Genomic DNA, 26,347 nt, shown 5'->3' with positions numbered 1-26,347 from the left:
CAATTATATTTTAGATCTTTAGAACTGTTGCATATCGCATAGTTTTCGATAATAACCACTCAGGTTATACAATTCATCGTGATGACCTCTTTCTACAATTCGCCCTTCGTGCATTACACAGATTTCATCGGCGGTTTTTATGGTAGATAAGCGGTGGGCAATGACAATGGTAGTACGGTTACGCATGAGGTTTTCGAGAGCTTCCTGTACCAGCCTTTCCGATTCGGTATCCAGTGCCGAAGTTGCCTCATCCAAAATAAGTATCTGTGGGTTCTTTAGGATAGCACGGGCAATGCTCACACGTTGACGTTGTCCTCCCGAAAGCTTTCCTCCACGATCTCCGATATTGGTTTCATAACCATTTTCCGTAGCACTGATAAAATCATGTGCATTGGCAATCTTGGCAGCTTCTATTACCTGATCCAGCGTAGCATTTTCTACACCAAAAGAAATATTATTAAAGAATGTATCATTAAACAAGATTGCTTCCTGATTCACATTTCCCATCAATGAACGCAGGTCTACTACTTTGGCATTCTTAACGTTAACTCCATCAATTAAGATTTCACCCTTATCAACGTCATAGAAGCGTGGAAGCAGATCGACCATAGTCGATTTACCTGATCCCGACTGTCCCACAAGAGCAATTGTTTTTCCTTTAGGTATAACCAGATTGATATCCTGCAATACCCAGTTATTCTGATATTTAAACCAAATATTTCTATATTCAATTTCTTTATTAAAAGAAAGTTGTACAGGGTTTTCGGGATCAACGATATTACTTTTAGCTCCCAGTATTTTATCTATTCGCTCCATAGAGGCCAATCCTTTCTGTATGGCATAAGCTGACTTGGAGAACTCTTTCGCAGGATTTATAATACTGTAAAACATAACCAGATAGAACATAAAACTGGATGCAGTAATAGAAGCATCATGTCCTAAAATAAGATTACCACCATACCACAGAACGACTGCAATAGTTGCCGTACCCAGAAATTCACTCATAGGATGTGCCAATTGCTGACGACGATTGATCCGGTTTGACATTCTGCGAAGTTCGTCTCCTTCTTTATGGAATCGGTCTTCTACTTTTCTTTCAGCATTAAAAGCTTTGATAATGCGTAGCCCACCTAATGTCTCTTCAATTTGTGCCATTAGTTCTCCCCATTTTTCCTGAGCCTCTTTAGACTGACGTTTTAAAGTCTTCCCTACTCTACCCATTATAAATCCGGATACGGGGAGAAGCACCAACACAAAAATGGTCAGCTGCCAGCTAATAACCAACATCGTGGTGAAATATACCAAAATAAGAATCGGATTTTTGAAAAGCATATCCAAAGAACTCATAATGGAGTTCTCCACTTCGCCAACATCACCGGTCATACGACCGATTATATCTCCTTTTCTCTCCTCCGAGAAGAAGGACAGGGGTAGAGACAATATCTTATCATTTATTTGATTTCGAATATCACGTACCACACCCGTTCGTATAGGAATAAGGAAAAAAGAACTCAAATAAGTAACACCTGTCTTAACAAGAGTCATCACAACCAATGACAAAGCCAGTATCAGTAAGGTGTTAGACGCACCGTATTGTTCAATATAAGTTGTACTTAAATAATAAAAGTTATTTTGGGCAACATCTACGATAGATTCGATCTTTTGCATCAAGGTTGTTGCATCAGCTTTAATCCAAGGCATAAACTCATATTTATCCTCATTAATTTTAAAAAGAATATTAAGAATAGGCACTATCAAGGCAAATGATAGCACATTCATTAATGCCGACAAAATATTAAAAATAAAACTCAGTATGAGTTCTTTCTTGTAAGGAGGAATAAATCGACGAAGAATACGTAAAAAATCTTTCATATAGAATCTGAATCAGTTCTGTGACCTTAAAACAAGCCCGCAAGATAATCATAATTATTCTCATCTAAAACTCAAAGTTTGGCGATCTTACGAATCATCCATATATTTGTTCCAATTATAATATAAATTAAGAATCTTGTTATAAATACACTTGGTAAATAATTAATACAAGATCAAACATCTCCACTACGTATGGCTAAATATATATTTCTACTCATATTCACACTATGCAACTTAAATACATTTGCCTCAGAAGGCTATATGTTCAGAATACAGCTTAAGGACAAGGGACAAACCAACTATACAATAGACAAGCCTGAGAAGTTCCTTTCGAAACGAGCTATTGAACGCCGAAAAAGACAAAACATAAGTATCGACAATTCCGATTTGCCGATTTCATCGACATATATCAACGCAATAGAAAAGCTGGGATGCACTGTAGTGGCTAAAAGTAAGTGGCTTAAAACTGTCAGTATCTATTGTGCCGACAGCCTATTTGTTGATAAGATAAACAACCTCGATTTTGTAGACAGCACCACCTTTGTTTGGAAAGGGGACACCGCCAGAACAACTGTAAAAGAATTACCCAGAAGCAAACGACTTGTAGAAAAACCGAAAGACGAATATGGATACGGAGATGTTCAAATAAAAACGGTGAATGGGGACTTTCTCCATAAAGAAGGCTACAAAGGTAAAGGAATGGAAATAGCTGTTATCGATGCCGGGTTTACAAACCTAAAGGAGATTTTACTTCTTGACAATGTTTCCATAAAAGGGGTTAAAGACTTTGTCTTTAATGGGAATAATATCTTTGAAAGCAGCGATCATGGTTTAAAGGTATTATCTGTATTGGCTTCGAATCGCCCTAATATTTTCGTAGGAACGGCTCCGGAAGCTAAATACTGGCTATTACGCTCAGAAGACAGCCGGTCAGAATTCCCGATTGAAGAAGATTACTGGGCTGCCGCCGCCGAATATGCCGACAGTATAGGAGTCGATATTATAAATGCGTCACTCGGCTATCATACATTTAATGCTCCAGCAAAAAGCTATACGCATGAACAACTTGACGGAAAGACCGCGTATATAACAAGAGCAGCCAATATGGCCGCATCCAAGGGAATATTCGTAGAAGTAAGCGCCGGCAATGATGGTGCAAATATTTGGGGAAAAATTGCATTTCCGTCCGATGCTGCAAATGTGCTCACTGTAGGAGCAATAGCCAGAGACTCTACTATAGCTTATTTCAGCTCGAGAGGACTAACGGCAGACGGCAGAATAAAGCCGGATGTTGTAGCCGTAGGGTTCTCAACAGCAGTAATAGCAAGTACAGGAGAAGTAGATCTCGCAAACGGCACATCATTTTCAGGACCTATTATGTCGGGACTTGCTGCCTGTTTATGGCAATCGGCTCCGGATCTAACCAATATAGAATTGCTCGATATTATTAGAAAATCTTCCGATAGATATGCAACCCCTGACGGGGTATACGGGTATGGTATCCCAAATATGAAGACTGCTTTTTTACTGGCAGGAAATACTCCAAGTGGAATAGAAGATGAAGTTCTAAATAAAGAACCTTTATTTCAGATAAAATCTGATAGTATCGGTCATTTTAGTGTCTTGAAAAACAGAGAAACTATCAATAGCACATACACAATCAGAGTACTTACTCTCGATGGGAAAGTAATAATGACAGACACGCTTCGTGAACAAGAACAAAGCTTTTATTTGCCAGATTATCCCAAACAGGTAAAAATCATAGCCATCTCAGGAATAGGAGTAAAAGAGTCGTATAAAATTATATTCTAAGTTTTCAAACCTTTTTTATTACTTTGGACAGTATAATGTTATCATTAAATAGGTTACTTTATACACTTCCCGTTACTTAAAGATCACATTCCAATGGAACAAGCTGTAATTTCTTTATACGAGCTAAACAATCTGGTCAGACGCGTTATAGCCAATACGTTCACTCAATCATTCTGGATTCGTGCCGAGATGAGTGATGTCAGAGTCGCACAAAATGGTCACTGTTATCTCGAATTCATCGAGAAAGACAGCAAAAATCGCAATATCATAGCAAAGGCACGAGGAAGCATTTGGGCCAATGTTTTCAGATTACTGAAAGCATATTTTGAATCGGAAACAGGGCAGGCTTTTAGCTCCGGACTAAAAGTTCTGGTACAAGTAAGTGTTGAATTTCACGAATTGTATGGATATAGCCTCAATGTGCATAATATTGATCCGACATATACGCTAGGTGATCAGGCTCGTAACAGAGCCTTAATTTTAAAACAACTCGAAGAAGAAGGCGTACTTACTCTTAATAAAGAATTAGAGTTACCAACCGTCACCAATCGCATAGCTGTAATATCATCACCTACGGCTGCAGGGTATGAGGACTTCTGTAATCAATTGGAAAATAATACCGATGGATTCGTATTTTATGCCCATTTATTTCCGGCAATCATGCAAGGCGAAAGAACCGAAGAATCAATTATATCGGCACTTGACCGAATCTACGAACATGTTGATAAGTTTGACGCTGTAATTATAATAAGAGGAGGAGGTGCAACTTCGGAACTTAGCAGTTTCGATTCGTATCTTCTGGCTGCCAACTGTGCCCAATTTCCTTTACCCATCATTACAGGAATAGGTCATGAACGAGATGATACAGTCTTGGATATTGTAGCACATACACGAGCAAAAACACCTACAGCGGTTGCCGAATTTCTGATAAAAAGGATACAATCAGCAGCTATAGTCATGTATGAATTACAAGAATCCATCATTACATCCACAAATCGGAAATTGACGGAAGAAACGGTATTTCTAAATACATTAGCCACTCATTTTTCCTATATAATAAAGGATAACACAAAGGATCAACTAAACAAGATCAACACATTTACAGAGAGGTTGAAGAATGCCACAAAAAGAGTCATTCAGGAAGAAAAGCATAGATTAACTAACAAAGAACAATTCCTAAAACTTATTTCCCCCGAAAACATCCTCAAAAAAGGATATACACTGACTATAAGAAATAATAAAATTGTAAAAAGCTCACTAGAACTGAAGGAGGGAGATACAATTACCAACCGGTTCTACGATGGAGACGTAGTTTCTGAAGTAAAGTGAAGCGATCAATCAATGGAAAGGTTTACGCCTGATTATCCGAAGAAAATCGTCCATTACCTTCGAACCAAACACTTTCAAAAGAGCCAAGTATATAACAGTACCTATTAATGATTGGAAAATGACAAGAAGAAGCATACTGTTTATGATATACGACAAAAAATGAACAGGCACATAAGATATTAAGGCAATAACTATATATGGATAAATATCTTTAAATACCTCGGTCAAAGTATAATCTATACACTTTCCTGTTATATAATAACAAATGACAAAAGACAAAATAAGCACAAAGCTCGCACCCATAACAACAGCATTCACACCATAGTTTACCGTTATAAGTATTACCAATACCGAGAGGACGTTACGTATAAACTCAATGGTCAGTAATAATCCCGACTTTCCTAATGATTGCAATAAAGAGGATAATATATAAAGTAGTGGAAAAACGGATCCACCTACGACCAATATTCGAAGAAGAGGAATCACACCTCGAAATTTCTCCTGCAAAACGATCAAAACAATCGGTTCCGCCGCAATAATAGTAAATATAGCTATCGGAAAACACACGAAGCTTACTACACGTACAATTTTCCTGAAAATACGCTTTTTCCGTTTTAAATCATCAAATTTATTTAGCAGAGGAAACGCGACACCTTGTAAAGTAGAAGCAATAACTGACTGAGGTATCTCGTTCAACTTGCGAGCTTGCGAATAGAAACCAGCATCTGAGAACGAAAATCGTTTACCTATTACCAATGGATAGATATTTGCAATAATTTGATTAAATAAAGAGTTTAGAAGCAACTTTCCACTATATGAAAACATAGAACGGATTCTTACAAAGCTAAATCGGGCTTTAGGATACCATCTTACAAAAAGCCACAACAGAAGCGAACGTAAAAAAGCTTGAATCACCTGTTGGGCAGCCAAACTCCATACTCCATATCCGCGATATGCCATCACAATGGCAATAACACCCGATACCACAACAGCAATAAGAGAAACCTGCGTATTAACACGAAAATTCATCTCTCGGATCAAATGCACATTCTGAACAACACCTAAAGCATTAAAAAAGAATGCTAGAAATAAAAAGCGAGATAATGTTAGAAGCTCCGGCTTATGGTAGAAATTAGCAATGACAGGAGCAAATAGGAAAAAGAGTATGTATATAATTACACTTATGGAGACATTAAAATAGAAGATAGATGCATAATCAGTTTCATCAACATCCGACTTTCGAATAAGGGCAGATGAAAAGCCACTCTCCTGCAATATATTAGCAACAGTAGTAAAAATAGTCAATACAGCAATTAAACCGAATTCATCGGGACTAAGGAGTCTTGCAAGCACAAAAATGAACACAAATTGAAAAATCTGTTGTCCCCCCTTATCCATAAAGTTCCAAAAAAGAGCTGAAACCGTCTGATCTTTTAACGTTTTAGCCATAATTGCGATGTTCTATCAAATAGTTTAAAAAAACAAAGGTAAAAAAACAACCCAAACGCAAAGAGTAATTAATCTTTTCTTTTAAAATCAGAAGAATTTTAGCAGGAATCATTTCTAATAAAAAGAATCAAAATATAAAAAACAGCTTCAATAATTAAAGTTAAACAAGAGCTTTTTGAAAGTAGAATGTAGAATATTTATATATCCATATTTAATAGATAGTTTTCTAAATAGAAAATTAATAAAAAATAAATTTTAAAATATTGATTGCCTCAATAAAATAAAAATATTTATAGCACTATATATTATTATAATATTATACCTTATTTAACTTTATAGTAAATACTATATTTAACATAAACATTTCTTTTATAAAATACTAACTAATATAACATTCTATATAAGAATACTTATATAATATATTTAACTTAAATATTAAAAATTCATTTGAGATAAAAAAGGCATTATAAACAATGATTATTCTTAAATAAAATCTAATTTTAGAAATTATAAATGAAATAAGGAAATATAGAATAATTATTTTAGATAATTATAAGTCGAAAAATAAGTCTTTACAGCAACAAATAATCAATAAATTAAAACTATTAAACAACCAATAAAATCAGCGATAAATATAAACGAAAATAATAAATTTATAACCTGAACAGTCAGGAAAGGAAAAAGAAAAAATATCTCAAAAATTACAATTCTTATATTCCAATTTCTTTTTATCTTTGAAAACAAGTAAATATAAAGGTCTAAACAAAGCGTATTGATTTGCAAATCATTAAGACATTCTTCCAAATAGACGAATAGGAAGTCTTAAACTTTAAATAATGAAATAAAATTATTCGATGATAAAACTCATTCTTTCGGGAGGATTAGGAAATCAAATGTTTGAATATGCTGCCGGGCGAGCTTTATCCATGCGTTACGACACCGACCTATTCGTTGATTTATACCTACTTCAGAAAAAAACAAAAGCAACAATTAGAAGTTACGAACTTTCTGTTTTTAACATTGAAGCTCCTATCAGCCAATCAATACTGAACAAAATAGCAATTAAAGTATTCGGAGCTATCCGTTCAAAGACTATAGGGCATTCATTTCTTGATAAATTCGGTATATTTCGTGATGAAAAGGCACAGTACTACGATAAAAGATTTGAATTACTATCGAAGAATACGACTCTTTTCGGCTATTTTCAAAATGAAAACTATTTTAAAGGGATCTCAGAGCAATTAAAAGTAGATTTTACGTTCAGATCACCACTAAGCGGAGAAAACGATAAAATACGCTACAAGATAGAGCAAATGACCTCGGTATCTATCCATATACGAAGAGGCGACTATATAAATAACAACTCTAATTTGCCGGTTTTAGATTTATCATATTATAAAAAGGCAATAGAATATATTACATCTCAAATCGATAGCCCTTATTTCTTTATCTTTTCTGATGGAATTGAGTGGGTTAAGACAAATCTGGATCTGTCAAAGTTCAACCATGAGTTCATTGATTGGAACATGAATGAGGATAGTTACAGAGACATGCAACTTATGAGTTTATGCAAACACAACATTATTGCAAATAGCTCGTTCAGTTGGTGGGCGGCATGGCTCAACAACAATCCGAGCAAATTGGTAGTAGCCCCTCAAAAATGGTATAAAGGCGATACTGGAATATATCCTGATGGTTTTTTACCTAAAGAATGGATCACTTTATAAAACAGTTATTTAAAACAATATATGCCCAAATTATCTATCATAATGCCCGTATTCAACACAGAAAAATATCTGCGTGAAGCCATTGATAGTATTATTCAGCAAAGTTTTACTGACTGGGAATTGCTTATCATTAACGATGGGTCGACCGACTCCTCCGAAAATATCATCCAATCATATACTGATAAACGGATTCAATATCACAGAAACGACCAGAATATAGGGTTAATCTCAACTCTTAATAAAGGAATAGATATTTGTACAGGAGATTATATTGCCCGTATGGATGCAGATGATATTTCTGAAAAAGACCGGTTTAAAATTCAGCTTGCTTTTCTCGCAGAAAATAAGGAGTATGCGATGTGCGGATCATACGCAAAAGTGATTGATGAGAATAACAATGAAACAGGTAAGATTTTAAACCTTCAAACAAATGATTTTCTCCAGATAAATCTGCTTTTCTCGGTTCCATTTATACACCCAAGTATGATGTTTCGGAGAGAGGTTTTGAAAAATAATTACTTCGATCCCAAATATAAGCATGCGGAAGATTATGAACTTTGGTGCAGAATTGCCAATAATTATAAAATAGCCAATATCCCTGATTATTTACTGAGATACCGTTGGCATACGAACAATGTTTCGGTGACCTATTCCCAAATACAGGAAAATATCAAAAACAAGATAATCTGTAAGGAATTACAGAATATAGGACTTCAACCTTCGGAAAAAGAATTATACCTACACAAAATAACTTTTCAGCAGTTTGATTCAAAAACAGAAGTAGTAAAACAGAAATTTGAAGATTACTCTCAATTAGATTCTTGGTTCTGGAAAATAATAGATTCAAACAAAAACAAGCAGAAATACAACGAAGCGTCTCTCATTGCATTTTTGTGGAGTAGATGGATTGTACTTTGTATCTCTCAAAAGAAGTATAACCAAATCTGGAAGCCTAAATTTGCCTCTTACAATCTATCAGTTCTTTATAGAACGTTTAATCTTCTGATATTCCTAAAAAAGAAAATATAGTCTCCATTAACTACGATGGAAACGAAAAAAGAGTGTAATACTGATTGTATTACACTCTTTTTTCGTTTTATATTAAAGATTTAATTTCTTAATTAAATTCTTTAAGAAGAGCCAGCATTTCATCATCAACCTGTCCGAAAATAGAAACTCCTGCCGCTCCACTATCTAAAGCATATCTGATTCCATCACGCAAGTCATTCTTATCTCTAAAATCGGGAACATATAATCCGGCATAAAGAGGAAAACGTCCGTTAAGACCTTTCAAACCTTCTTTTACAGCAGTCCCGATCCAAGGAGTTTGCTCTTTATAAAATCCATGATAAATCATTGGATAAATAGCAGTCAAATCCCAATTAGTCCAGTCTTGTCTCACCAACCTTTTTGCCACATCAGGAGTCGGGAATACCGCTGCTGTAATGGCCTTATCATGACTTTTCGCCACTTTAGTCAGTTCATTCACTACATTTGTAACAGCATCGTATCTAAATTTTTTCCACGACAGGCTTTCAGAAGGATATTCGATAGAATCGATATTTTCACCATATTCAGCCTGAAATTTTTTCTTACAAACATCACAATAGCAATAATCGTATTGAGGAAGTTCCTGTGTCTGTACGATTCCATATACCTGCCACAAATTTACGGCTAATATAACATCACTGTAACGGATATAATCCAAATGAATTCCATCCACATAATCTTTAGAAAGTGCCTGTTCAACGTCCTTTTTTAAATAGTCAACTACTTCGGGGCGAGAGGGACAAAGCCATCTGTAATAATCTACATAAGGCGGTTGATCGAAACAAGATTCGCCTTTTCTGTTAATCGCATACCAATCAGGATGATTCTCTTTTACATATTGCTCACCTCGGTTCATAATCCACATCCATCGGTGGGTTTCTAAACCTTGCGCTTTTGCAATTCTAAAATGGCGTTCGTTATCCGCTTCAAAAAAGATACCTTTTATACCCGCATCGTAGTATTTTTTATACCTGATAGCAAGATCTTCATCGGTGTCTTTATCGTTTGGATTAAGCCAAACCCAAAACTTGTGAGTTTTTTCGGTTTGGGATTTTTCACTTTTAGTGTCTTTTCCAAATATCTGAGACGGAAAAGTAAATAGTAATGCCATAAGGCAAACTATAAAAAATTTAGAATCTCTGTTCTTCATGATTGGTATTTTTAAATAGTTAAGATACAAGACCTTTTTGTTGGTTTAATAAATAATCTGGAAAATACAGTCAGCGTATAAGTCCTTCATCGTTAATCCGTATCTCTTTAGAATCAGCGGCTGATATAATAGCTGAAAACTGAGAAGAGGTCGATTCCATCCTTAGTTTATTCTGTTTCCCTTCAATCGAAATATTCTCGGAGATACCCAATTCCTTCAAGTTTTTAGCAAACTTACCATTTACACCTCTATACTGACGTTGTTTGTAATAAACAAGCCACAAATACTGCCTTTGCAATTCGGAATATGGCAAAACAAATTCGGGAAGTTTAGTTCCTGGTTCATTAGTTGAAAACTGAAGATAACCCCATCTTTCAGGAGCATGCATGTCAATAATTCCTTGTGGAGACCACACCCAATTGTTTTCGGGCAAGACTCTATTATTACTGTCACACTTTTTAACGTATTTATCACCTGAAACTTCAGTTTCCCACTGAACACGTGAGAAGTTTATCCGCCAAATATCACCATTCTTCGGAATATTAGGTATATTGGCAACTGTAATATCACTGAAAGGAATAGCTAACTCTACGGTCCAGCCTTTATCCTTATCACCGGGATCATTCAATGAACCATATATATGAACACCATGTTTCAGCCGATTGCTATTCCACGAGATAAGAGCCCCCGACCCACTACGATATGGCTTCGGTAAAAACAGATCAAACATCGTATTCAACGCATTAATCTCGTATTCGAAATACTGATGTGAAGTATTCACCGGATTAATAAATACCTCAAAATCATTATCGAAAAAGACTACCTGATCTCTTTCAGTAAGGTATGCCCATACATTTTCATCATCCAGATTTGCAGCTATATACAAGTAGGTACTATCCCAAAGCATTTTCACTTTCGTATCGTAATAAGGTTTTGGTTTAAGATCTCCTTCAATATCCTCAAAAGATTCGCTCCATTGAGCATTTTGCCAGACGCGATCATTGATATTACCATCAATAACAGGAGGTGTAGCCGTGTATCCGGCAACGTAATTTTTGGGCATAGTAAAAAGATGCTCTAACCCCTTAAAGGCGGACGATTGGGCGAAAATAGCAGGTGCACACCCAAGGGCCCCTATAACAAGGGTCATAAAATAGTGTTTCTTCATATCGAAAATAAATTTAATTGGTCATTACACTTTTCGAGTATTAGACCGATTTGTCGCTTGAATAAGTATAAAAAAGATAGTCAACACAAACTGACGATCTCAATAAACAGTCACTTTTTAATCAATTAATAGAAAACAGCGAAACATTCGCAATTATTCTTTATGATAGATTTTTGATAATTTCTTAATTAACTTTTGACCAAGAATCACATATGCGATCTTATACAAAGTACTTTTTTTGAACGTATTAATATTAAAGCCAAGCTTCTTTATTTCTACTGCCGCCTGCTCATTATAAAAATTACTATGAAAACGTGTAATATATTGCATATAGAAATTCACACAAGCACCTCTGGCTCGTTTGCTGTTCTCAAGCCCCGTTATAACCTGTGTCATAACCTGAGTTGCTAATAGCTGAGATTCTATGGCTTTTTGAGAAACTTGTTTACTTAAACTTTGCGGTGTATTTCTATAGAAAACAGCTCCTTGAGAACAGAAGTAAACACCGGAAGATTGCGCGACTACACGAAAAAAATATTCACCATCATCATTTAAGGTAAGCTTCTCGTTCCAGGCTCCTACTCTGGCTAACAAATCTCGATGCACCAACCAAATACTAGATTGTACAATATATTTTTCACGACAAATGTCAATCAATAAATCAACCGGCTTATTATAAGAGTTAGTAGACATTTGTCGATGGGGAATACAAATGGTATCCATCAAATCACCATCAAACAAAAGAATACCTGATGCAACAATCGCGTTTCTATCGTTTATTTTGCTATAAAGCTTTACTTGTGCTTCGATTTTATTGTAAGACAAAAAATCATCGGCATCAAGATATTGGATCAGTTCTCCGGTCGATTTTTCAAAGGCTAGATTTCGGGCAGCACTTGCTCCTTTATTTTCTTGTCTATAAACATGAACATTAGATGACTCATATTGCTTCGCTAAATCATAACTATTATCGGTAGAACCGTCATCTACAATAATAACTTCCAAATCAGCCCAAGTCTGTTTAAGTACATTCTCGATAGTTGCCGAAATATATTTCTCAGCATTATACATCGGAATTAAAACAGATACTTTCATCTCTTTATACTTAAAACTTACTATAGCGTCTATACTTATTTAGTCTAAAAAAGGTCTGTGACCTATTTACTAAGGCTTCGTGATTTATCGCCAAGATATCCGCCGTGATGGCGTTTTGCATAATCGGCAGCATTAAATCCGATTTTATCCATAGTATCAACAACCAAGATATCTCCTATCACGGTCATCATAGTGGTTGAAGTAGTTGGAGTAAGTCCCAATTTACACACCTCAGCTGGATTACCCGTCAAAAGACATACATCAGCTTCTTGCGCCAATACACTTTCAGGATCACTTGTTATAACAATAAACTGAATGGTTGGGTTTAAATGTCTTGCCAAGCCTATAAGTTCGATGATTTCGCGAGTTTTGCCTGAATTTGAGATCATAAGGATGATATCATCTTCTTGAAGAACTCCCAAATCTCCATGCTGTGCCTCACTTGGATGTAAAAAAATAGCCGGTGTTCCGGTAGAGCAGAAAGTCGTGGCAATATTTTGAGCTATTTGCCCTGCTTTACCCATACCACTGGTCACTAATTTACCTTTTTTCCGGTGAACATGGTCTACTATCAGATCACTTGCCTTATTATAGGCATCAGTTACCGGAATATTTAAAATCGCATCAGCTTCTTTTTTTAAGATCGCTTTTACATCATCTATACTCATATTTTCGCTGTGTACTTCCTTGACATATTATTAAAGTCGTGAATATCCGATTCATTCCTTTAGGTATAACTAATCATATAGTTACAATCTAAAAGAAACAACTAGGCCTGAGACCTAGTTTGTTTTGAATTTGTATTTAATTGCAGACAATTCTTGATTTGCTTCTACTATTTTACTTTTCAGGTTTTCCTTGTAAGCTGATAATTTTTGTTGAAGCTCTGCATTATCCGTTGATATAATTTGTAAAGCCAAAATTGCAGCATTCAACGATCCGTTTATCCCAACAGTAGCCACAGGTATTCCGGGAGGCATTTGCACGATTGCCAATAAGGCATCTAATCCGTCCAATGAAGCATTAATAGGCACTCCAATTACAGGTAGTGTAGTCATAGAGGCTATTACACCCGGTAAATGAGCAGCCATACCGGCAGCAGCAATAATTACTTTAATACCATTTTCTCTTGCGTTTTTCGCAAATACTTCGACTTCCTGAGGTGTACGGTGAGCCGATAAAGCATTTATCTCAAATGGAATCTCCATTTCATCGAAAAATTTTGCAGCTTTTTCCATTACCGGAAGATCTGAAGTACTTCCCATGATAATTGCAACAAGTGGTTTCATATACTAAGCTATATTATATATTTATTTAAACTAAATGAACTTCATTCTAAATCAAGTAATCCGTATTGATATTGCTATATTTCTAATTGAAAAGGTCGTGACCTTACTTCAAATAAGAAAGCATCAACAACAATCCTCCAAAAACAGATGCATATGCCAAAACAAATCCAATTATAAAGCCCACATAAACCTGAGCTGCAGTATTGGCCCTGAGATATAGTCGGCAAACCCCCAAAAGACCTGCTAAAACAAATAAGATAGCAAAAAGCAGCATCGGGTTAGATCCTTTGACATTAAAGCAAACCGATAACACTCCCCCTACCAATCCACCTATACCCAACATATGGGCACTTATTTTCCAGAAAAAATTGATAATCATTCCTACAAATGCTATGAAAACAGGAACAGCAATTAGGCCAAGTGTCCAATAAAATACATTTGAATTATAGAAAAACAACGTCAAACTTATATTCGATATAACAAATATCATATAAGGTAATGTTCGGTCAGGACCATATTCTAAATTATAATCCCTTATATATCTCATTTTTCTTAAAACAAAAATAAACAGAGCAGGAACTAACAGCGTAAAAAGCAAAGTGGGTATCAAAAACCTCAGAATCTGTCCTGCATATAATTGGTAAAAGTTAGTATACACAGCCAGTAGTGCTAAGCTATAAAACGGCATCAGTAGCGGTTGAAAAACCGCTGAAAATAATTTTGCTATATTTTGTCCTATTCTCCACATAATTTAAGTAATTTCAACTGTAATATTGCATTTCTCAATACTATAATAATTACCGATTACACCGGTATCATTCATAGAAAGATCCGAAACCTTATATATTTTTCCGCAATCGTGCCACCGGAATATTCATTTGTTCACGATACTTCGCTACCGTTCTTCTTGCTATTACATATCCCTTTTCTTTCAGAATATCCGTAAGTTTATCATCAGTCAAAGGCTTCTTTGTATCTTCATTCTCGATACATTCCCTGAGAATTGCTTTTACTTCTCTCGATGAAATCTCTTCTCCGGCATCGTTTTGCATCGATTCAGAGAAAAAATATTTCAAAGGATAAATTCCAAAGTTCGTTTGTACATATTTACTGTTACTCACTCTGGATATAGTAGAGATATCATATCCTGCCAATTCTGCCACATCTTTCAGGATCATAGGTCTTAAACTCGATTCATCTCCGGTAAGAAAAAAATCATATTGAAGATCTACAATAGCCTGCATCGTACGTTGAAGTGTTTCTTGCCTTTGCTTAATAGCATCGATAAACCAACGAGCCGAATCAAGCTTTTGTTTCACAAACAAAGCTGCATTTTTAGCTTCGGATGTCATGCTCTTTTTATTTTCGGAATATCCTCTCAGCATTTCCGAATAATCTTTATTGACCTTCAATTCGGGGATATTGCGATTATTGAGGCTAAGAAATAATTCTCCATTATAGGTTTCAACGATAAAATCGGGTATAATCGTATTCATCGTCAGCGAGAGTGCATCACCCCAATTATTTCCCGGCTTAGGGTTTAAAGTTACTATCAGATGAATAATCTGCTTTAATTCATCCTCATCTATATTCAGCCCCTTTTCTATTTTATCGAAATGCCTTTTGGAAAAGTCATCAAAATATTTTTCAATTACAGTAATTGCTTGCTTAACAACATCCGATTCATTCATTCGTTTTAACTGCAGCAAAAGACATTCCTGCAAATCACAAGCACCTATACCTGCCGGTTCAAAATTCTGGATTACATGCAAAATCTTCTTAATTCGGTCAGATGGTATATCCAGATTTTGCTGAAAGAGTAAATCATCCGATATTGCACTCAAAGGTCTGTCAAGATAGCCATTTTCATCGATATTACCGATTATATATTCGGCAACCTTTGTAGATTCTTCATCCAGCTCGGTAAGCCGCAATTGTTCAATCAGCGATTCATGTAACGATTCTGCTGATGAAAAGGGTATATCTTCTTTTGCTATTGCATCTGACGAACTGTAGTTATTCAAACGATAATCAGGTATATCATCCTCTGTAAGGTAATCTCCCAGAGCAATATCTTCTTGTGTTATATTATCCGAATCTTCGTAATTGACATCATCAATAATATCCTGTGGGTCATCAGACTCTTCACGTCCTTCATCCAAAGCAGGATTATCGACAAGTTCTTGTTTGATCCTCTCCTCCAATTCCACATTGGGCAATTCAGTCAGCTTTATCACCTGCATTTGTAGGGGTGATAAACGCTGTTGTTGCTTTTGTTGCAGCTGTTGTTTGAGAGCCATAATTATATTAGACAATTAATATTATACACAAAAATAATAAATACTTTCGTATCCTCTTATATATTAATCATACAACTCAAGATTATTTATATAGAACAAAAATTGAAAAGTTTCGATTAACAGCAAAAACACAAAATACAACAGAGCTTATTGTTAATAATCGGGATCTGGAACAGACAAGAAAGTCATAAAAATATCATTTAAAAATAATTTTCCTCTAATCAAAGTGGGATTGTAATTCTAGTAGCTATGAAAAATACCACACCATTATATATCAGAATAATTAAAAACACAAATTAACTTTTAAATTACACATAAAATAAAACTATATATTTAATTATTAAGATTATATATAATACACCAAAATAGATAACAAGACTATTAAACATATATTAAGTTTATGACAATAAGATATAAGGCAGAAAAATCTCTAATAAATTCCTAAATATAAGATAAAATAACGAACAGAAAACTCACAAAATTAATTATTCAAATAGATATAAAGCAGAGAAAAATTACATCAGGAATCAAATAAAAGAGTAAATAAACGGAGCATAAAAAATCACTGTTCAAGAATAAACAGTGATTCACTTTTATCAAAAAAGACATTATATATGCTTAAAATGAATCGTAAGCTATAAATTATTACAAAACTGCCCTTTCCACCAGAAAACTACGTATTTCTTCCCAATTTACATAAGGTCTGCCCTTCTCTGGAACTATTAAGGGGCATCCTAAGTTTGCATCATCAATATATAAATGCCCATAAGCTTTAGGAGAAGACGTCCAGAAACGCTGTTTAGGATTTTTCTGCACACCATATAAAGCGATTCCATTTTCAGCAAACCAATTGACTGCATCTGTCAGAAAATTTTCTTCTACTACAACAGTCTCCCCTTCCACCTTCTTTTTTGTTTTGCGATCGCTGCGCATAGTAAATAAAATGAGCTTATGTCCGGCTGCAACCAATTCTTTAAGAACGGGTACAGCTCCAATATCTTCTCCTATGCGTGGAAATTCATGCGTAACGCATGTTCCGTCGAAATCAATACATATATCCATATTTCTTACTTACTTAAAATTACCTCTCCTAAATCTAAGTCAAAAGGAGTGGTTATTTTTATATTCATCCTTTCTCCGGCAACTAAATGTATCGAATGCCCATAAGACTCTACAACAGAAGCATCATCCGTAAAAGACTCGGAAAAATCGGCTTCATAAGCGTTCTTCAATAAAGCAGAATCAAAAACTTGTGGTGTTTGCACCAAACGAAATCTGGAACGGTCTACTATTTTACTATCCTTTTCATCGAAAATTTCTCGCAAACTATCTGTTACTTCAAGTACCGGAACTACTGCTTTGTATTCTTTTGCTGCATCAAAACAGCTTTTCAATAACGATACAGAGGCAAATGGGCGAACGGCATCATGTACGGCTACCCAACCATCGCCAACAAGCTCTAAACCATTTTTGACTGAATGAAACCGAGTTTCTCCACCATCAACAACTTCATGGTAAACTGAAAAGCCATAGCCCTCACAAAGTTTAGACCAATGCTCGCGATAAGACGCAGACAATGCAACAATAATACGAATCGACTTATCGAAATTATAGAAGGCTTCGATGGTTCTCATTAAAACAGGTTTTCTTCCTATACTTAGAAATTGCTTAGGTAATTCGCTTCCCATTCGCAAACCTTTGCCTCCTGCAACTATAATTACATTATTCATATATGAATTTTTAAGTGAAGACTATTCTCTAAAAACGAATCAATCAAGAAACTCTGAGCTTATTTATATAATACACCAATTTTATGATTGAATATTAATCTTTTAGTCTAAATTATCTAATATTTTCTTTATCTCAACATCTGTTTTATAAAGCTTCTCTTTACAAAGTTTCAATAAAGCGGAGGCTCTTTTTATTTCTTCAGTCAATACATCAACATCCATGTCTCCCGACTCCAGTTTATCGAGTATATTCTGCAATTCTTGTATTGCATCGGTATATGATTGATCTTTTTTTGCCATTCTGTGAACATTTTGTTTGAAATAGAGGTTTAAACTTAGATAAATTTAAATTTACATACAACAAATATAATCCTATATCGAAAATTAAATTTAAATTTGAAGATAATAAAAAGTATTTAATGTCGCAGACCTTTTTTATTTCTTTGTTAACCATAACAAATATAGCTTGTTATAGTTCAGAAATGTATCACTAAATACTTTAAACACTGAAGTAAAAAAGCACTTACTCTTAATAATATTCAGCTCTAAAATAATTTACTTATGACACTTACTAAAACAACAAACCGGTCTATGACCTCATTCTTCCCCAAACTATTTTTATACTCGGGGATATTTTCGGGACTATGCCTGCTAACGAGTTGTACGAGTCTGGATACATTGGTAGTAAATGTAGAAAAGCCTGCACAGATAACATTACCCAATCACATAGATAATATTGTGATTGTAGATAATACAATGCCACAACCCGAAGATATAGGGCATGCCGAATATATTAAAGGCAAAAGAACCAATTCTCAAATATCGGTTAATGCAGACAGTGTAAACTATATCCTTGCAGCTAATCTGTTCGATGAACTCGCCGATAAAGAGTATTTCGATGATGTTATTTTTTATGACGAACCTATAAGAGAAAATGGCGACTTTAGAGATATATTTCCCTTGGATACAACAATTGCCAAAGAGATTTGTATTGCTAACAAAGCTGATGCTATAATTTCTATAGATCGGTTTCTGGTCAGCACAATTTCTAATGAAGATGATTTCGAGTTCGGAACCACAATAAAATATCTGGATGTGAAAATGGATGTACGCTTTCAAGTATACTCTAATAAAGGAACAGCCATATCACCGCCATTTTATCTGAATGACAGCATTTACTGGGTCGCGACCTACAGTGAGGATATTCCATTATCAGACACTATCCCCAGCAGAGAGCAAGCGATGAAAGAAGCTGCTCATTATATGGCCGAAAAGGTAGCCGATGCACTTGCACCTTATTGGAGTAGCGAATTAAGGTGGTATTTCGGAGATGTAAAAGCAGCTAATAAAATGATGAGCAACAGTGACTGGTCAGGTGCTCTTTCTTTATGGAAATCTGCTTATGAGAAAGAAACAAAAAATATCAAGAAAAAAGCCAGACTGGCAAATAATATTGCTTTGGCATATGAATTATCTGATGAACTGAAAGAAGCTTTGAGATGGATAACAATTTCCTGTGATTTGTTTGAAAAAACAGAAGAAACCACTGTCGATACTGCAAATCTAATTAGAGCAACTGAGTATAAAGATGATTTAATAATCCGATACAACGATTTTAGATTATTAGATATGAGAGACAAGGATTCTAATTAAGTAAAAGAAAATATTTAATTTCTGGGAACTTAATCTGTATCTTATATTTTTTCGACACCTATACCGGGGAGATTATTTAATATAATCTTCCCGTTTTTTATTGAGGTTCCTCTAAAACAATCGTTCGTAATAAGTAAAGCCCCATCGAGATCGGCAAAGCTTACAGCGGGAGATAATTGAGATGCAGCAGATATTGCACACGAAGTCTCCGTCATACAGCCTAACATAACATCAAAGCCTAAAAATGGAGCAAGGTTTATCATTTTATAAGCCTCATTCATACCCGTACATTTCATCAGCTTAATATTGATTCCCGAGAAAGCTCCTTTAATCTTCTCCATATCCGCAAACCTTTGCACCGATTCATCGGCAAAAATGGGTAAAGGACTATGTGCCGTAAGCCAGGCACTAGCCTCCAAATCGGTTTTAAGCATCGGTTGTTCTATCAGTACAACTCCTTGTTCTTTCAGCCAATAAACCATCTCTAATGCTTCGGATCGATCTTTCCATCCCTGATTAGCATCAATAGCTAATGGGAGATCTGTGACAGACCGGATTACTTCTATCATACGTTTATCATCGTTGCCGCCTAATTTGACTTTGAGTATCTTAAAATCGGAAGCCACTTCAGATGTTTTCTTTCTAACAATTTCATCCGTATCAATACCAATCGTGTATGTTGTATTAGGCGTATTTTCCGGATTCAGATTCCAGATATCGTGCCACGACCGGTTTCTTATTTTTCCGATTAAGTCATGTAATGCTATATCTATCGAGGCTTTTGCTGCTGTATTTCCGATAGCAATTTGATCAACATAATCTAAAATAGTATCAATATCAGATAAATCTGAAAACTGAGTCAAATCGACCTGCTTCAAAAAACTGATAACGCTTTCTTGTGTTTCACCCAAATATTGCGGTAAAGAGGCTTCACCGTAACCAATATACTCATCATAATGTAGTTCTACTAAAACCACAGGTGTTGTAGTTCGGGAGTATGTTGAAATCGTAAACGGATATTTCAACATCAAATTATAGGGTGAGTATACTAGTTCTATTCTATTCATAGTTTTTGCTTTTTATAGGATTCCAATTCATCTATATATTAGTAAAAAGATTAAACAAAGGTGACAAATTATATACAAAAAGGTGACAAAATCGTTAGTTTTTTGTCAACAATCAAAACGATGTAAATCAAAAAATTAAACCCAAAAAGATTACAAAAGTGACATCCATTTTTGTAGTTATACTCTTTGTCTTGTTTTTTCATTATAATATTTTGTTATATAGATAAATAAGTCTGCGACACACGCCTAAAGCGTGACTCATTTTTTTTCACATCTATTCGACTCGATTTCCTTTCAGATCTATAAAAAAAGCTTCGCCGTCTAGCTTTACCTTTGCCTTACCTTCTTTATTAAAATATCGGGCTTCATCATACACCAACGGGATAATAACTTCACCTGTTTGATCTATAAAACCGCATTTTCCCTCTATACATACTGCAGCCAATCCTGTTTTGGTAAACGACCATGCAGGATTATATATACACGGAATAACCAGCCTCCCTGTTTTATCTACATAACCCCACCAACCATTTAATCGAACCAATGCCAATTCTACTGAGAAAGAATGAGCATATTCATATATAAACGGTACAACTGCTTCGCCTGTTTCGGGATCTAAAAATCCCCATTTGCCGTTATCTTCCGACACCACCAATTTTCGCGTTTTAGATGCTAAAATAGCGGCAGATTTTTCTTTTTTTTGTTGTTCAGCCATCTTAAATGAGTAAAAGGAAATATTTAATGATATATCTTTATTGGTAGGGGCAGATCTATGTGTCTGCCTTGAATAGGTGAACACACAGGTTCATTCATTCCTACAGCCAAAGCAATAAATAGTTATGAGAACTTAATTACTTTTTTCAAGAGAAAAGAATTTTGCAAAAAAATCCAACTGCCATTCTACCGCCTTATTCCAATATTGAGCATTGTGTTCACCCGAAGTCATAATATAAGTGTGTTGAATTTTCTTCGTCAAAAGAAGTTTATGTAGATTTTCATTCACCTCCAAAAAGAAGTCATCCTGACCACAATCAAAAATCAAAGGTATACCTGCCAGCTTATCGACATTTGTAATGACAGTATTCGCATCCCAAAGAGACTTATTATCGGCGTAGCGACCCATAGCTTTAGACATTTCCCAATTGTTGGGAAAAGGGCGGATATCTACTCCACCACTCATCGACCCGCAAACACCAAATACATCAGGATGATGTATGGTTAACCACAAGGCACCATGTCCTCCCATACTAAAACCCGATATTGCCCTACCCTTCGGCGATTGTATCGTTTTATAATGATCATCGACATAGCTCACCAACTCATTACTGACATATGTATCGTATTGAGATTTTGGGTTCACCGGACTATCCCAATACCAACTGTTCTTTCCATCGGGACAAACTATGATAAACTCCAATTTTGTCGCCAATTGAGGCAAGGTTGGTTTTACAGTTTTAAGCCATGATAAATGATTACCTCCATATCCATGCAGAAGATATACCACGGGATATGTTTTGTCTGATTGAGCATCATATCCATCCGGTAAAATAATTACATTCTTCACCTCCAGATTCATTTTCGGACTATATACCTCAACAGTATCTATTTGCTGTGAAAATAGTGAGAATGTGTTACCAATGATTAATAGTAATAATACATAAGCAAAACGGTACGAAACTTTGTTTTTCATAATACTTCTTGTGTTTTTTCTGTTTTCTTAAAAGCTTTACTTGCCCAGCGTGGAACGAGAATAGCTCCGATAAAAAGGTAATTATAGTAACTCAACAATCGCCATAATACAATGATAACGGGAACAAGTCCTGAGATCGGGATTAAAGCACTTAAATAGTTTTTAAATATCAACTCACTCAAACCGCTTGCTCCGGGTGTAAAGCTAAGTATCATCAATACCCACATTACAAATTGGCGGGCAAAAATCAGCATATGATCCGATACGGAGAAAAATGCCATAAAAAGAGCATTAACTACCAAAAAGCGGGAAGACCAAGACAGAATTGTAGCCAGGATTATGGGCCACCAGTAAGAGAATGATTTTCCTCTTATTTCTCTGGCACTGATAATAAGATCATCTCCTGCTTTTACGGCTCCTCTATACCAGCGACGAAGAAAAGGCAACCTGAATATTTTGATAAGGAGCCATCTTATCGCTTGAGGTTTGAAAAATAAGCCGGTGATAAGACAAATACAAATCACCACTTTTATAATATAAGCAGTAACAAATAAGGTAATCACCCCCATTTGTATAGTGTTAATCTCGGGAAATAGTGTATCAACGGGTACAAATAGTAATAATAAAGGGAAGGTTACTACAAAAAACATTTCATCAAGCAACATCGTTACAAAAACCATAGCCGTGCTTCTTCCTACGGGTATGTTCTCTTTCGACAAAAACAGCACCGCCATACTCGATCCTCCAACCGATGATGGGGTTACTGCCGTACCAAATTCGGCAAGCAGTGTTATCTTTAACGATTGTTTCCATGAAAGCATCTTTTCGGTCAGATACCGATACCGAATGGTAAAACCAAGATCACGACCTACCATCAAAAGCAAGGCTATAAAAAACCAAAATATAGTATTCCATGTAATACTTATATTTTTAAGTTCTTCTAATTGGGCAGCATTTTCTTCTCCCAACAAGTCTTTTGAAAACATATAAATAATTACCCCAACACCAAGAAGAGTGGGTATAAGTATTTTCCAGGTACTAACTTTTGTTGACTGTTCAGTCATATTTATATTCGATTATGAATTACTAATATTGGTTAATTTAACCGCTCGCAATTCTTGATTCTAATGTTAATTACTCATTTTGAATTTTATCCGATAAAAAGGGATAAAAGTTAACACACCTCAACAAATTACAGATATATAGAGTGCTGTTTTTATCTAAAATTCTGAAATTAAACAGATTATTTACAATTAAAAAATCCTTATATTGCCAAAAATTTTAATCAACAAACTATTTATATAGAAAACTAGTGCTATATTTGTACTGTAACTCTCTAAATTAACAACACAATGGAATTTCATAAAAACAAACCAATCTATCTACAAATTGTGGATGTAATCTCACAAAGAATAGTATCTAAAGAATGGAAAGAAGAAACTAAAATCCCTACCGTAAAAGAGCTTGCAAAAGAATTAGAGGTAAATCATAATACCCTGATGCGCTCACTCGAACTTTTGCAATCAGAAGATATTTTAATGTCAAAAAGAGGTGTTGGTCTCTTCCTCACAAAAGATTCTTACAAGAATGCTCTCGAACTAATGAGAAGGTCATTTTATGAAAATCAAGTACCAGAGTTCTTTGCAACCATGAATTCTTTAAAGATAACATTAGGTGAACTGATAGACTTATATAAAAGCAATAAAAGAGCTAATGAGTCGAGCCTTATTTAAAAGACACAAGAATTACGTTATTACGCATTAAGAATTAAAGAAGCAAACCTTAAAGGTTTGTTTCTTTTTTACATTAGCTGATCAAGCCCCAATTATATCGATTACCGCCTAATTTACGTAATTGTCTCTTTAGAATCTGGTTTTCAGGTTTTTCAAAAGCAGGATCGCTATCCATAACTTCTTTTGCCACATCACGGGCATAGCCCATTATCTGAGAATCTCTCACAATGTCGGCTATCTTCAAATTAAAAGCAATGCCACTCTGTTGTGTTCCCTCGAGATCACCCGGACCTCTGAGTTTTAAATCGGCTTCGGCAATTTCGAATCCATCATTGCTTTCAACCATTATATTGATACGCTTACGAGAGTCTGCCGACAGCTCATAAGGCGTTATAAGGATACAATACGACTGATCGGCACCTCTACCCACCCTACCTCTCAACTGATGCAACTGCGACAGTCCAAAGCGTTGAGCGCTCTCAATAACCATAACCGATGCATTGGGAACATTTACGCCAACTTCGATAACTGTAGTGGCCACCATAATTTGAGCTTCGTTTTTTACGAAACGAGCCATCTCGGCATCTTTTTCCGCAGGCTTCATTTTTCCATGCACTTTACAAACTGTGTACTCGGGAAAAATTTCGCAAATATGCTCATATCCCTCTTCGAGGTTTTTCAGATCTATTTTCTCACTTTCTTCGATCAAAGGGTATACAAAATATATCTGACGACCTTCTGAGAGTTGTTTGCGGATCGAATTATACAATGCTCCCCGTCTTTTATCATACTGATGTATGGTTTGTATTGGCTTACGTCCGGGAGGCAATTCGTCAATAACCGACACATCCAGATCACCATACACAGTCATAGCCAATGTACGGGGTATGGGGGTTGCCGTCATTACCAACATATGTGGCGGATTTACATTCTTTGTCCACAATTTTGCTCTTTGAGCCACACCAAAACGGTGCTGTTCATCGATAACTACCAATCCTAAGTTACCAAATTGGACAGTATCTTCAATCAACGCATGCGTACCGATAAGAATATGGATATCTCCTGTCAAAAGACGGGAGTGAATTTCTTCACGTTTCTTCTTTTTAGTGGAACCTGTCAGGAGTTCAACATTGATATTTAATCCGAACAGAAATTCCTGAATAGTAGCAAAATGCTGATTAGCCAAAATCTCGGTGGGAGCCATCATAGAAGCTTGAAAGCCATTTCCCATGGCGATCAACATAATCATTAGCGCCACCAGTGTTTTTCCACTACCCACATCTCCTTGCAGCAAACGATTCATTTGCTCTCCGGTAGCCATATCCTGACGAATCTCTCTGATAATTCGCTTCTGTGCATTAGTCAATTCGAAAGGAAGATTCTTTTCGTAGAAAGAATTAAAGTAATCACCGACTAAAGAAAATACGAACCCTTTTAATTTAGCCCTTCTATCGGAAGTATATCTTAAAATATTGAGCTGTAAATAGAACAGTTCCTCAAATTTTAAGCGGTATTGTGCATCTCTTAGAATGGAAGGATTAAGGGGAAAATGAATATTGCGGATTGCTTCTTTTAATGGTAATAATTTAGCTGTATCAATAATCGACTGAGGAAGAGTTTCAACCACATGAGGCAGTGCCGAGGGTAATGCACTCATCATTATCTTTTGAATTGCTTTTGAATTCAGATAATGCGTTTTCATCTTCTCTGTAGTATTGTAATACCCAAGCAGATTGGTTTGCTCTACCTTCTCTTCGATATAAGGCTCAATATCAGGATGAGCTATATTGAATTTATTCCCGAAAGCGGTTGGTTTTCCAAAAACCAGATAAGTAAGATTTACCTTGTATTTATCGGCTATATAACGTGCTCCTTGAAACCAAACCAGATCAATAAAACCTGTCCCATCGGTAAAATGGGCAACCAATCTTTTATTTCGACCTTCCCCCATTGTTTCAAAAGCCGTTATCCGACCTTTTAGCTGAATATAAGGCATATTACCATCTACTTCGTGAATATAGTAGATGCGGCTCTTATCAATGTATTTATAGGGATAATAATGCAACAGATCTTCAACCGAAAAAACATCAATCTCTTTGTTAAGTATTTCTGCTTTCTTAGGTCCAACTCCGGGTAAGTATTTTATGTCTGTATTGGATATATCAGCCATGATGAAACGAGGTCTAGCACTTTTTTAGTTTTGCTGACTAAATTGTACTTCAATCAGCTATAT

At 35.5% G+C, this 26,347-nt stretch carries 22 protein-coding genes and 1 pseudogene; 6 read left to right on the top strand and 17 right to left on the bottom strand.

Translation table 11 applies throughout. From position 1 onward, the window contains the following. Positions 1-18: 18 nt before the first annotated feature. Complete coding sequence (locus G7051_RS07620) at positions 19-1,872, bottom strand: ABC transporter ATP-binding protein (protein ID WP_166113346.1); 1,854 nt, start codon at positions 1,870-1,872, stop codon at positions 19-21. Between the two features lie 192 nt (positions 1,873-2,064). Here G7051_RS07620 and G7051_RS07615 point away from each other — a divergent pair, with 192 nt between their 5' ends. Then, positions 2,065-3,684, top strand: coding sequence for a S8 family serine peptidase (locus G7051_RS07615; RefSeq protein ID WP_166199293.1), 1,620 nt, complete (start codon positions 2,065-2,067; stop codon positions 3,682-3,684). A gap of 93 nt (positions 3,685-3,777) precedes the next feature. Continuing rightward, positions 3,778-5,013: an exodeoxyribonuclease VII large subunit gene (gene xseA / locus G7051_RS07610; protein ID WP_166199291.1), complete on the top strand. Its 1,236-nt coding sequence runs from the start codon at positions 3,778-3,780 to the stop codon at positions 5,011-5,013. A gap of 9 nt (positions 5,014-5,022) precedes the next feature. Here the strand turns inward: xseA and G7051_RS07605 are convergent, their stop codons facing one another. Further along, complete coding sequence (locus tag G7051_RS07605) at positions 5,023-6,462, bottom strand: lipopolysaccharide biosynthesis protein (RefSeq protein ID WP_166199289.1); 1,440 nt, start codon at positions 6,460-6,462, stop codon at positions 5,023-5,025. A gap of 854 nt (positions 6,463-7,316) precedes the next feature. Between G7051_RS07605 and G7051_RS07600 the strand changes: the two genes are divergently transcribed. Together G7051_RS07600 and G7051_RS07595 are read left to right on the top strand one after the other, a co-directional pair. Then, positions 7,317-8,189: an alpha-1,2-fucosyltransferase gene (locus tag G7051_RS07600; protein WP_166199287.1), complete on the top strand. Its 873-nt coding sequence runs from the start codon at positions 7,317-7,319 to the stop codon at positions 8,187-8,189. Positions 8,190-8,210: 21 nt separating this feature from the next. Further along, positions 8,211-9,218 carry a glycosyltransferase gene (locus tag G7051_RS07595; protein WP_166199285.1) on the top strand — a complete coding sequence of 336 codons (1,008 nt, stop codon included), beginning with the start codon at positions 8,211-8,213 and terminating at the stop codon, positions 9,216-9,218. 88 nt (positions 9,219-9,306) lie between these two features. On the opposite strand, the gene G7051_RS07590 is transcribed toward G7051_RS07595, so the two are convergent. The 10 genes from G7051_RS07590 to xseB all read right to left on the bottom strand — a co-directional run bounded on the left by G7051_RS07590 (position 9,307) and on the right by xseB (position 18,271). Continuing rightward, positions 9,307-10,389 (bottom strand): family 10 glycosylhydrolase, encoded by a 1,083-nt coding sequence (locus tag G7051_RS07590; RefSeq protein ID WP_255493345.1) that lies wholly within the window; start codon positions 10,387-10,389, stop codon positions 9,307-9,309. A gap of 70 nt (positions 10,390-10,459) precedes the next feature. After that, a complete protein-coding gene (locus G7051_RS07585; protein WP_255493344.1) occupies positions 10,460-11,557 on the bottom strand; it encodes a carbohydrate-binding family 9-like protein in 1,098 nt (365 codons plus the stop codon). A gap of 153 nt (positions 11,558-11,710) precedes the next feature. Next, the gene (locus G7051_RS07580) at positions 11,711-12,652 is read right to left on the bottom strand and encodes a glycosyltransferase family 2 protein (RefSeq protein WP_166199284.1); all 942 of its coding nucleotides are present in this window, start codon (positions 12,650-12,652) and stop codon (positions 11,711-11,713) included. A 62-nt stretch (positions 12,653-12,714) separates the two neighbouring features. Then, positions 12,715-13,320 carry an SIS domain-containing protein gene (locus tag G7051_RS07575; protein WP_166113326.1) on the bottom strand — a complete coding sequence of 202 codons (606 nt, stop codon included), beginning with the start codon at positions 13,318-13,320 and terminating at the stop codon, positions 12,715-12,717. Positions 13,321-13,434: 114 nt separating this feature from the next. Continuing rightward, on the bottom strand, positions 13,435-13,941 hold the full coding sequence (purE, locus tag G7051_RS07570) for a 5-(carboxyamino)imidazole ribonucleotide mutase (RefSeq protein WP_166113323.1): 507 nt from the start codon (positions 13,939-13,941) through the stop codon (positions 13,435-13,437). A gap of 103 nt (positions 13,942-14,044) precedes the next feature. Continuing rightward, positions 14,045-14,488, bottom strand: a complete 444-nt coding sequence (locus G7051_RS07565; RefSeq protein ID WP_166199283.1) for a hypothetical protein — start codon at positions 14,486-14,488, stop codon at positions 14,045-14,047. 292 nt (positions 14,489-14,780) lie between these two features. Further along, a complete protein-coding gene (gene rpoN, locus G7051_RS07560) occupies positions 14,781-16,241 on the bottom strand; it encodes an RNA polymerase factor sigma-54 (protein ID WP_166199282.1) in 1,461 nt (486 codons plus the stop codon). 645 nt (positions 16,242-16,886) lie between these two features. Further along, on the bottom strand, positions 16,887-17,303 hold the full coding sequence (locus tag G7051_RS07555; RefSeq protein WP_166199281.1) for an HAD family hydrolase: 417 nt from the start codon (positions 17,301-17,303) through the stop codon (positions 16,887-16,889). Between the two features lie 5 nt (positions 17,304-17,308). Beyond that, positions 17,309-17,971 carry a 2-C-methyl-D-erythritol 4-phosphate cytidylyltransferase gene (locus tag G7051_RS07550; RefSeq protein ID WP_166199280.1) on the bottom strand — a complete coding sequence of 221 codons (663 nt, stop codon included), beginning with the start codon at positions 17,969-17,971 and terminating at the stop codon, positions 17,309-17,311. Between the two features lie 102 nt (positions 17,972-18,073). Further along, positions 18,074-18,271, bottom strand: a complete 198-nt coding sequence (gene xseB, locus G7051_RS07545; protein ID WP_166113307.1) for an exodeoxyribonuclease VII small subunit — start codon at positions 18,269-18,271, stop codon at positions 18,074-18,076. A gap of 261 nt (positions 18,272-18,532) precedes the next feature. Here xseB and G7051_RS07540 point away from each other — a divergent pair, with 261 nt between their 5' ends. Beyond that, entirely contained in the window at positions 18,533-19,624 is a 1,092-nt protein-coding gene (locus G7051_RS07540; RefSeq protein ID WP_166199279.1) for a DUF6340 family protein, read from the top strand. 41 nt (positions 19,625-19,665) lie between these two features. On the opposite strand, the pseudogene G7051_RS07535 reads toward G7051_RS07540, so the two are convergent. The 4 genes and pseudogenes from G7051_RS07535 to G7051_RS07520 form a co-directional block, all read right to left on the bottom strand. Further along, positions 19,666-20,685 (bottom strand): annotated as a pseudogene (locus tag G7051_RS07535) (dipeptide epimerase); the annotation flags it as partial. A gap of 280 nt (positions 20,686-20,965) precedes the next feature. Beyond that, a complete protein-coding gene (locus tag G7051_RS07530; RefSeq protein ID WP_166199277.1) occupies positions 20,966-21,406 on the bottom strand; it encodes a WG repeat-containing protein in 441 nt (146 codons plus the stop codon). Between the two features lie 132 nt (positions 21,407-21,538). Then, the gene (locus G7051_RS07525; protein WP_166199276.1) at positions 21,539-22,381 is read right to left on the bottom strand and encodes an alpha/beta hydrolase family protein; all 843 of its coding nucleotides are present in this window, start codon (positions 22,379-22,381) and stop codon (positions 21,539-21,541) included. Next, on the bottom strand, positions 22,378-23,445 hold the full coding sequence (locus G7051_RS07520; protein WP_166199275.1) for a lysylphosphatidylglycerol synthase transmembrane domain-containing protein: 1,068 nt from the start codon (positions 23,443-23,445) through the stop codon (positions 22,378-22,380). The genes G7051_RS07525 and G7051_RS07520 overlap by 4 nt, the downstream gene beginning before the upstream one ends. Positions 23,446-23,733: 288 nt before the next feature. On the opposite strand from G7051_RS07520, the gene G7051_RS07515 reads away from it, so the two are divergent. Continuing rightward, entirely contained in the window at positions 23,734-24,114 is a 381-nt protein-coding gene (locus G7051_RS07515; RefSeq protein ID WP_166113289.1) for a GntR family transcriptional regulator, read from the top strand. Positions 24,115-24,187: 73 nt separating this feature from the next. On the opposite strand, the gene recG is transcribed toward G7051_RS07515, so the two are convergent. After that, entirely contained in the window at positions 24,188-26,284 is a 2,097-nt protein-coding gene (gene recG, locus G7051_RS07510; RefSeq protein ID WP_166199274.1) for an ATP-dependent DNA helicase RecG, read from the bottom strand. Positions 26,285-26,347: the final 63 nt, after the last annotated feature.

The sequence above is a fragment of the Dysgonomonas sp. HDW5B genome (assembly GCF_011299335.1).
Classification (GTDB): domain Bacteria; phylum Bacteroidota; class Bacteroidia; order Bacteroidales; family Dysgonomonadaceae; genus Dysgonomonas_A.
The sequence above is the reverse complement of the archived record's forward strand: the minus strand, read 5'-3'. Positions and strand labels throughout refer to the sequence as shown.

Excerpts from the sequence above, each read along its gene's own strand:
- G7051_RS07620 (WP_166113346.1), bottom strand. The coding sequence starts at position 1,872 with ATGAAAGATTTTTTACGTATTCTTCGTCGATTTATTCCTCCTTACAAG.
- G7051_RS07615 (WP_166199293.1), top strand. The coding sequence starts at position 2,065 with ATGGCTAAATATATATTTCTACTCATATTCACACTATGCAACTTAAAT.
- xseA (WP_166199291.1), top strand. The coding sequence starts at position 3,778 with ATGGAACAAGCTGTAATTTCTTTATACGAGCTAAACAATCTGGTCAGA.
- G7051_RS07605 (WP_166199289.1), bottom strand. The coding sequence starts at position 6,462 with ATGGCTAAAACGTTAAAAGATCAGACGGTTTCAGCTCTTTTTTGGAAC.
- G7051_RS07600 (WP_166199287.1), top strand. The coding sequence starts at position 7,317 with ATGATAAAACTCATTCTTTCGGGAGGATTAGGAAATCAAATGTTTGAA.
- G7051_RS07595 (WP_166199285.1), top strand. The coding sequence starts at position 8,211 with ATGCCCAAATTATCTATCATAATGCCCGTATTCAACACAGAAAAATAT.
- G7051_RS07590 (WP_255493345.1), bottom strand. The coding sequence starts at position 10,389 with ATGAAGAACAGAGATTCTAAATTTTTTATAGTTTGCCTTATGGCATTA.
- G7051_RS07585 (WP_255493344.1), bottom strand. The coding sequence starts at position 11,557 with ATGAAGAAACACTATTTTATGACCCTTGTTATAGGGGCCCTTGGGTGT.
- G7051_RS07580 (WP_166199284.1), bottom strand. The coding sequence starts at position 12,652 with ATGAAAGTATCTGTTTTAATTCCGATGTATAATGCTGAGAAATATATT.
- G7051_RS07575 (WP_166113326.1), bottom strand. The coding sequence starts at position 13,320 with ATGAGTATAGATGATGTAAAAGCGATCTTAAAAAAAGAAGCTGATGCG.
- purE (WP_166113323.1), bottom strand. The coding sequence starts at position 13,941 with ATGAAACCACTTGTTGCAATTATCATGGGAAGTACTTCAGATCTTCCG.
- G7051_RS07565 (WP_166199283.1), bottom strand. The coding sequence starts at position 14,488 with ATGAGATATATAAGGGATTATAATTTAGAATATGGTCCTGACCGAACA.
- rpoN (WP_166199282.1), bottom strand. The coding sequence starts at position 16,241 with ATGGCTCTCAAACAACAGCTGCAACAAAAGCAACAACAGCGTTTATCA.
- G7051_RS07555 (WP_166199281.1), bottom strand. The coding sequence starts at position 17,303 with ATGGATATATGTATTGATTTCGACGGAACATGCGTTACGCATGAATTT.
- G7051_RS07550 (WP_166199280.1), bottom strand. The coding sequence starts at position 17,971 with ATGAATAATGTAATTATAGTTGCAGGAGGCAAAGGTTTGCGAATGGGA.
- xseB (WP_166113307.1), bottom strand. The coding sequence starts at position 18,271 with ATGGCAAAAAAAGATCAATCATATACCGATGCAATACAAGAATTGCAG.
- G7051_RS07540 (WP_166199279.1), top strand. The coding sequence starts at position 18,533 with ATGACACTTACTAAAACAACAAACCGGTCTATGACCTCATTCTTCCCC.
- G7051_RS07530 (WP_166199277.1), bottom strand. The coding sequence starts at position 21,406 with ATGGCTGAACAACAAAAAAAAGAAAAATCTGCCGCTATTTTAGCATCT.
- G7051_RS07525 (WP_166199276.1), bottom strand. The coding sequence starts at position 22,381 with ATGAAAAACAAAGTTTCGTACCGTTTTGCTTATGTATTATTACTATTA.
- G7051_RS07520 (WP_166199275.1), bottom strand. The coding sequence starts at position 23,445 with ATGACTGAACAGTCAACAAAAGTTAGTACCTGGAAAATACTTATACCC.
- G7051_RS07515 (WP_166113289.1), top strand. The coding sequence starts at position 23,734 with ATGGAATTTCATAAAAACAAACCAATCTATCTACAAATTGTGGATGTA.
- recG (WP_166199274.1), bottom strand. The coding sequence starts at position 26,284 with ATGGCTGATATATCCAATACAGACATAAAATACTTACCCGGAGTTGGA.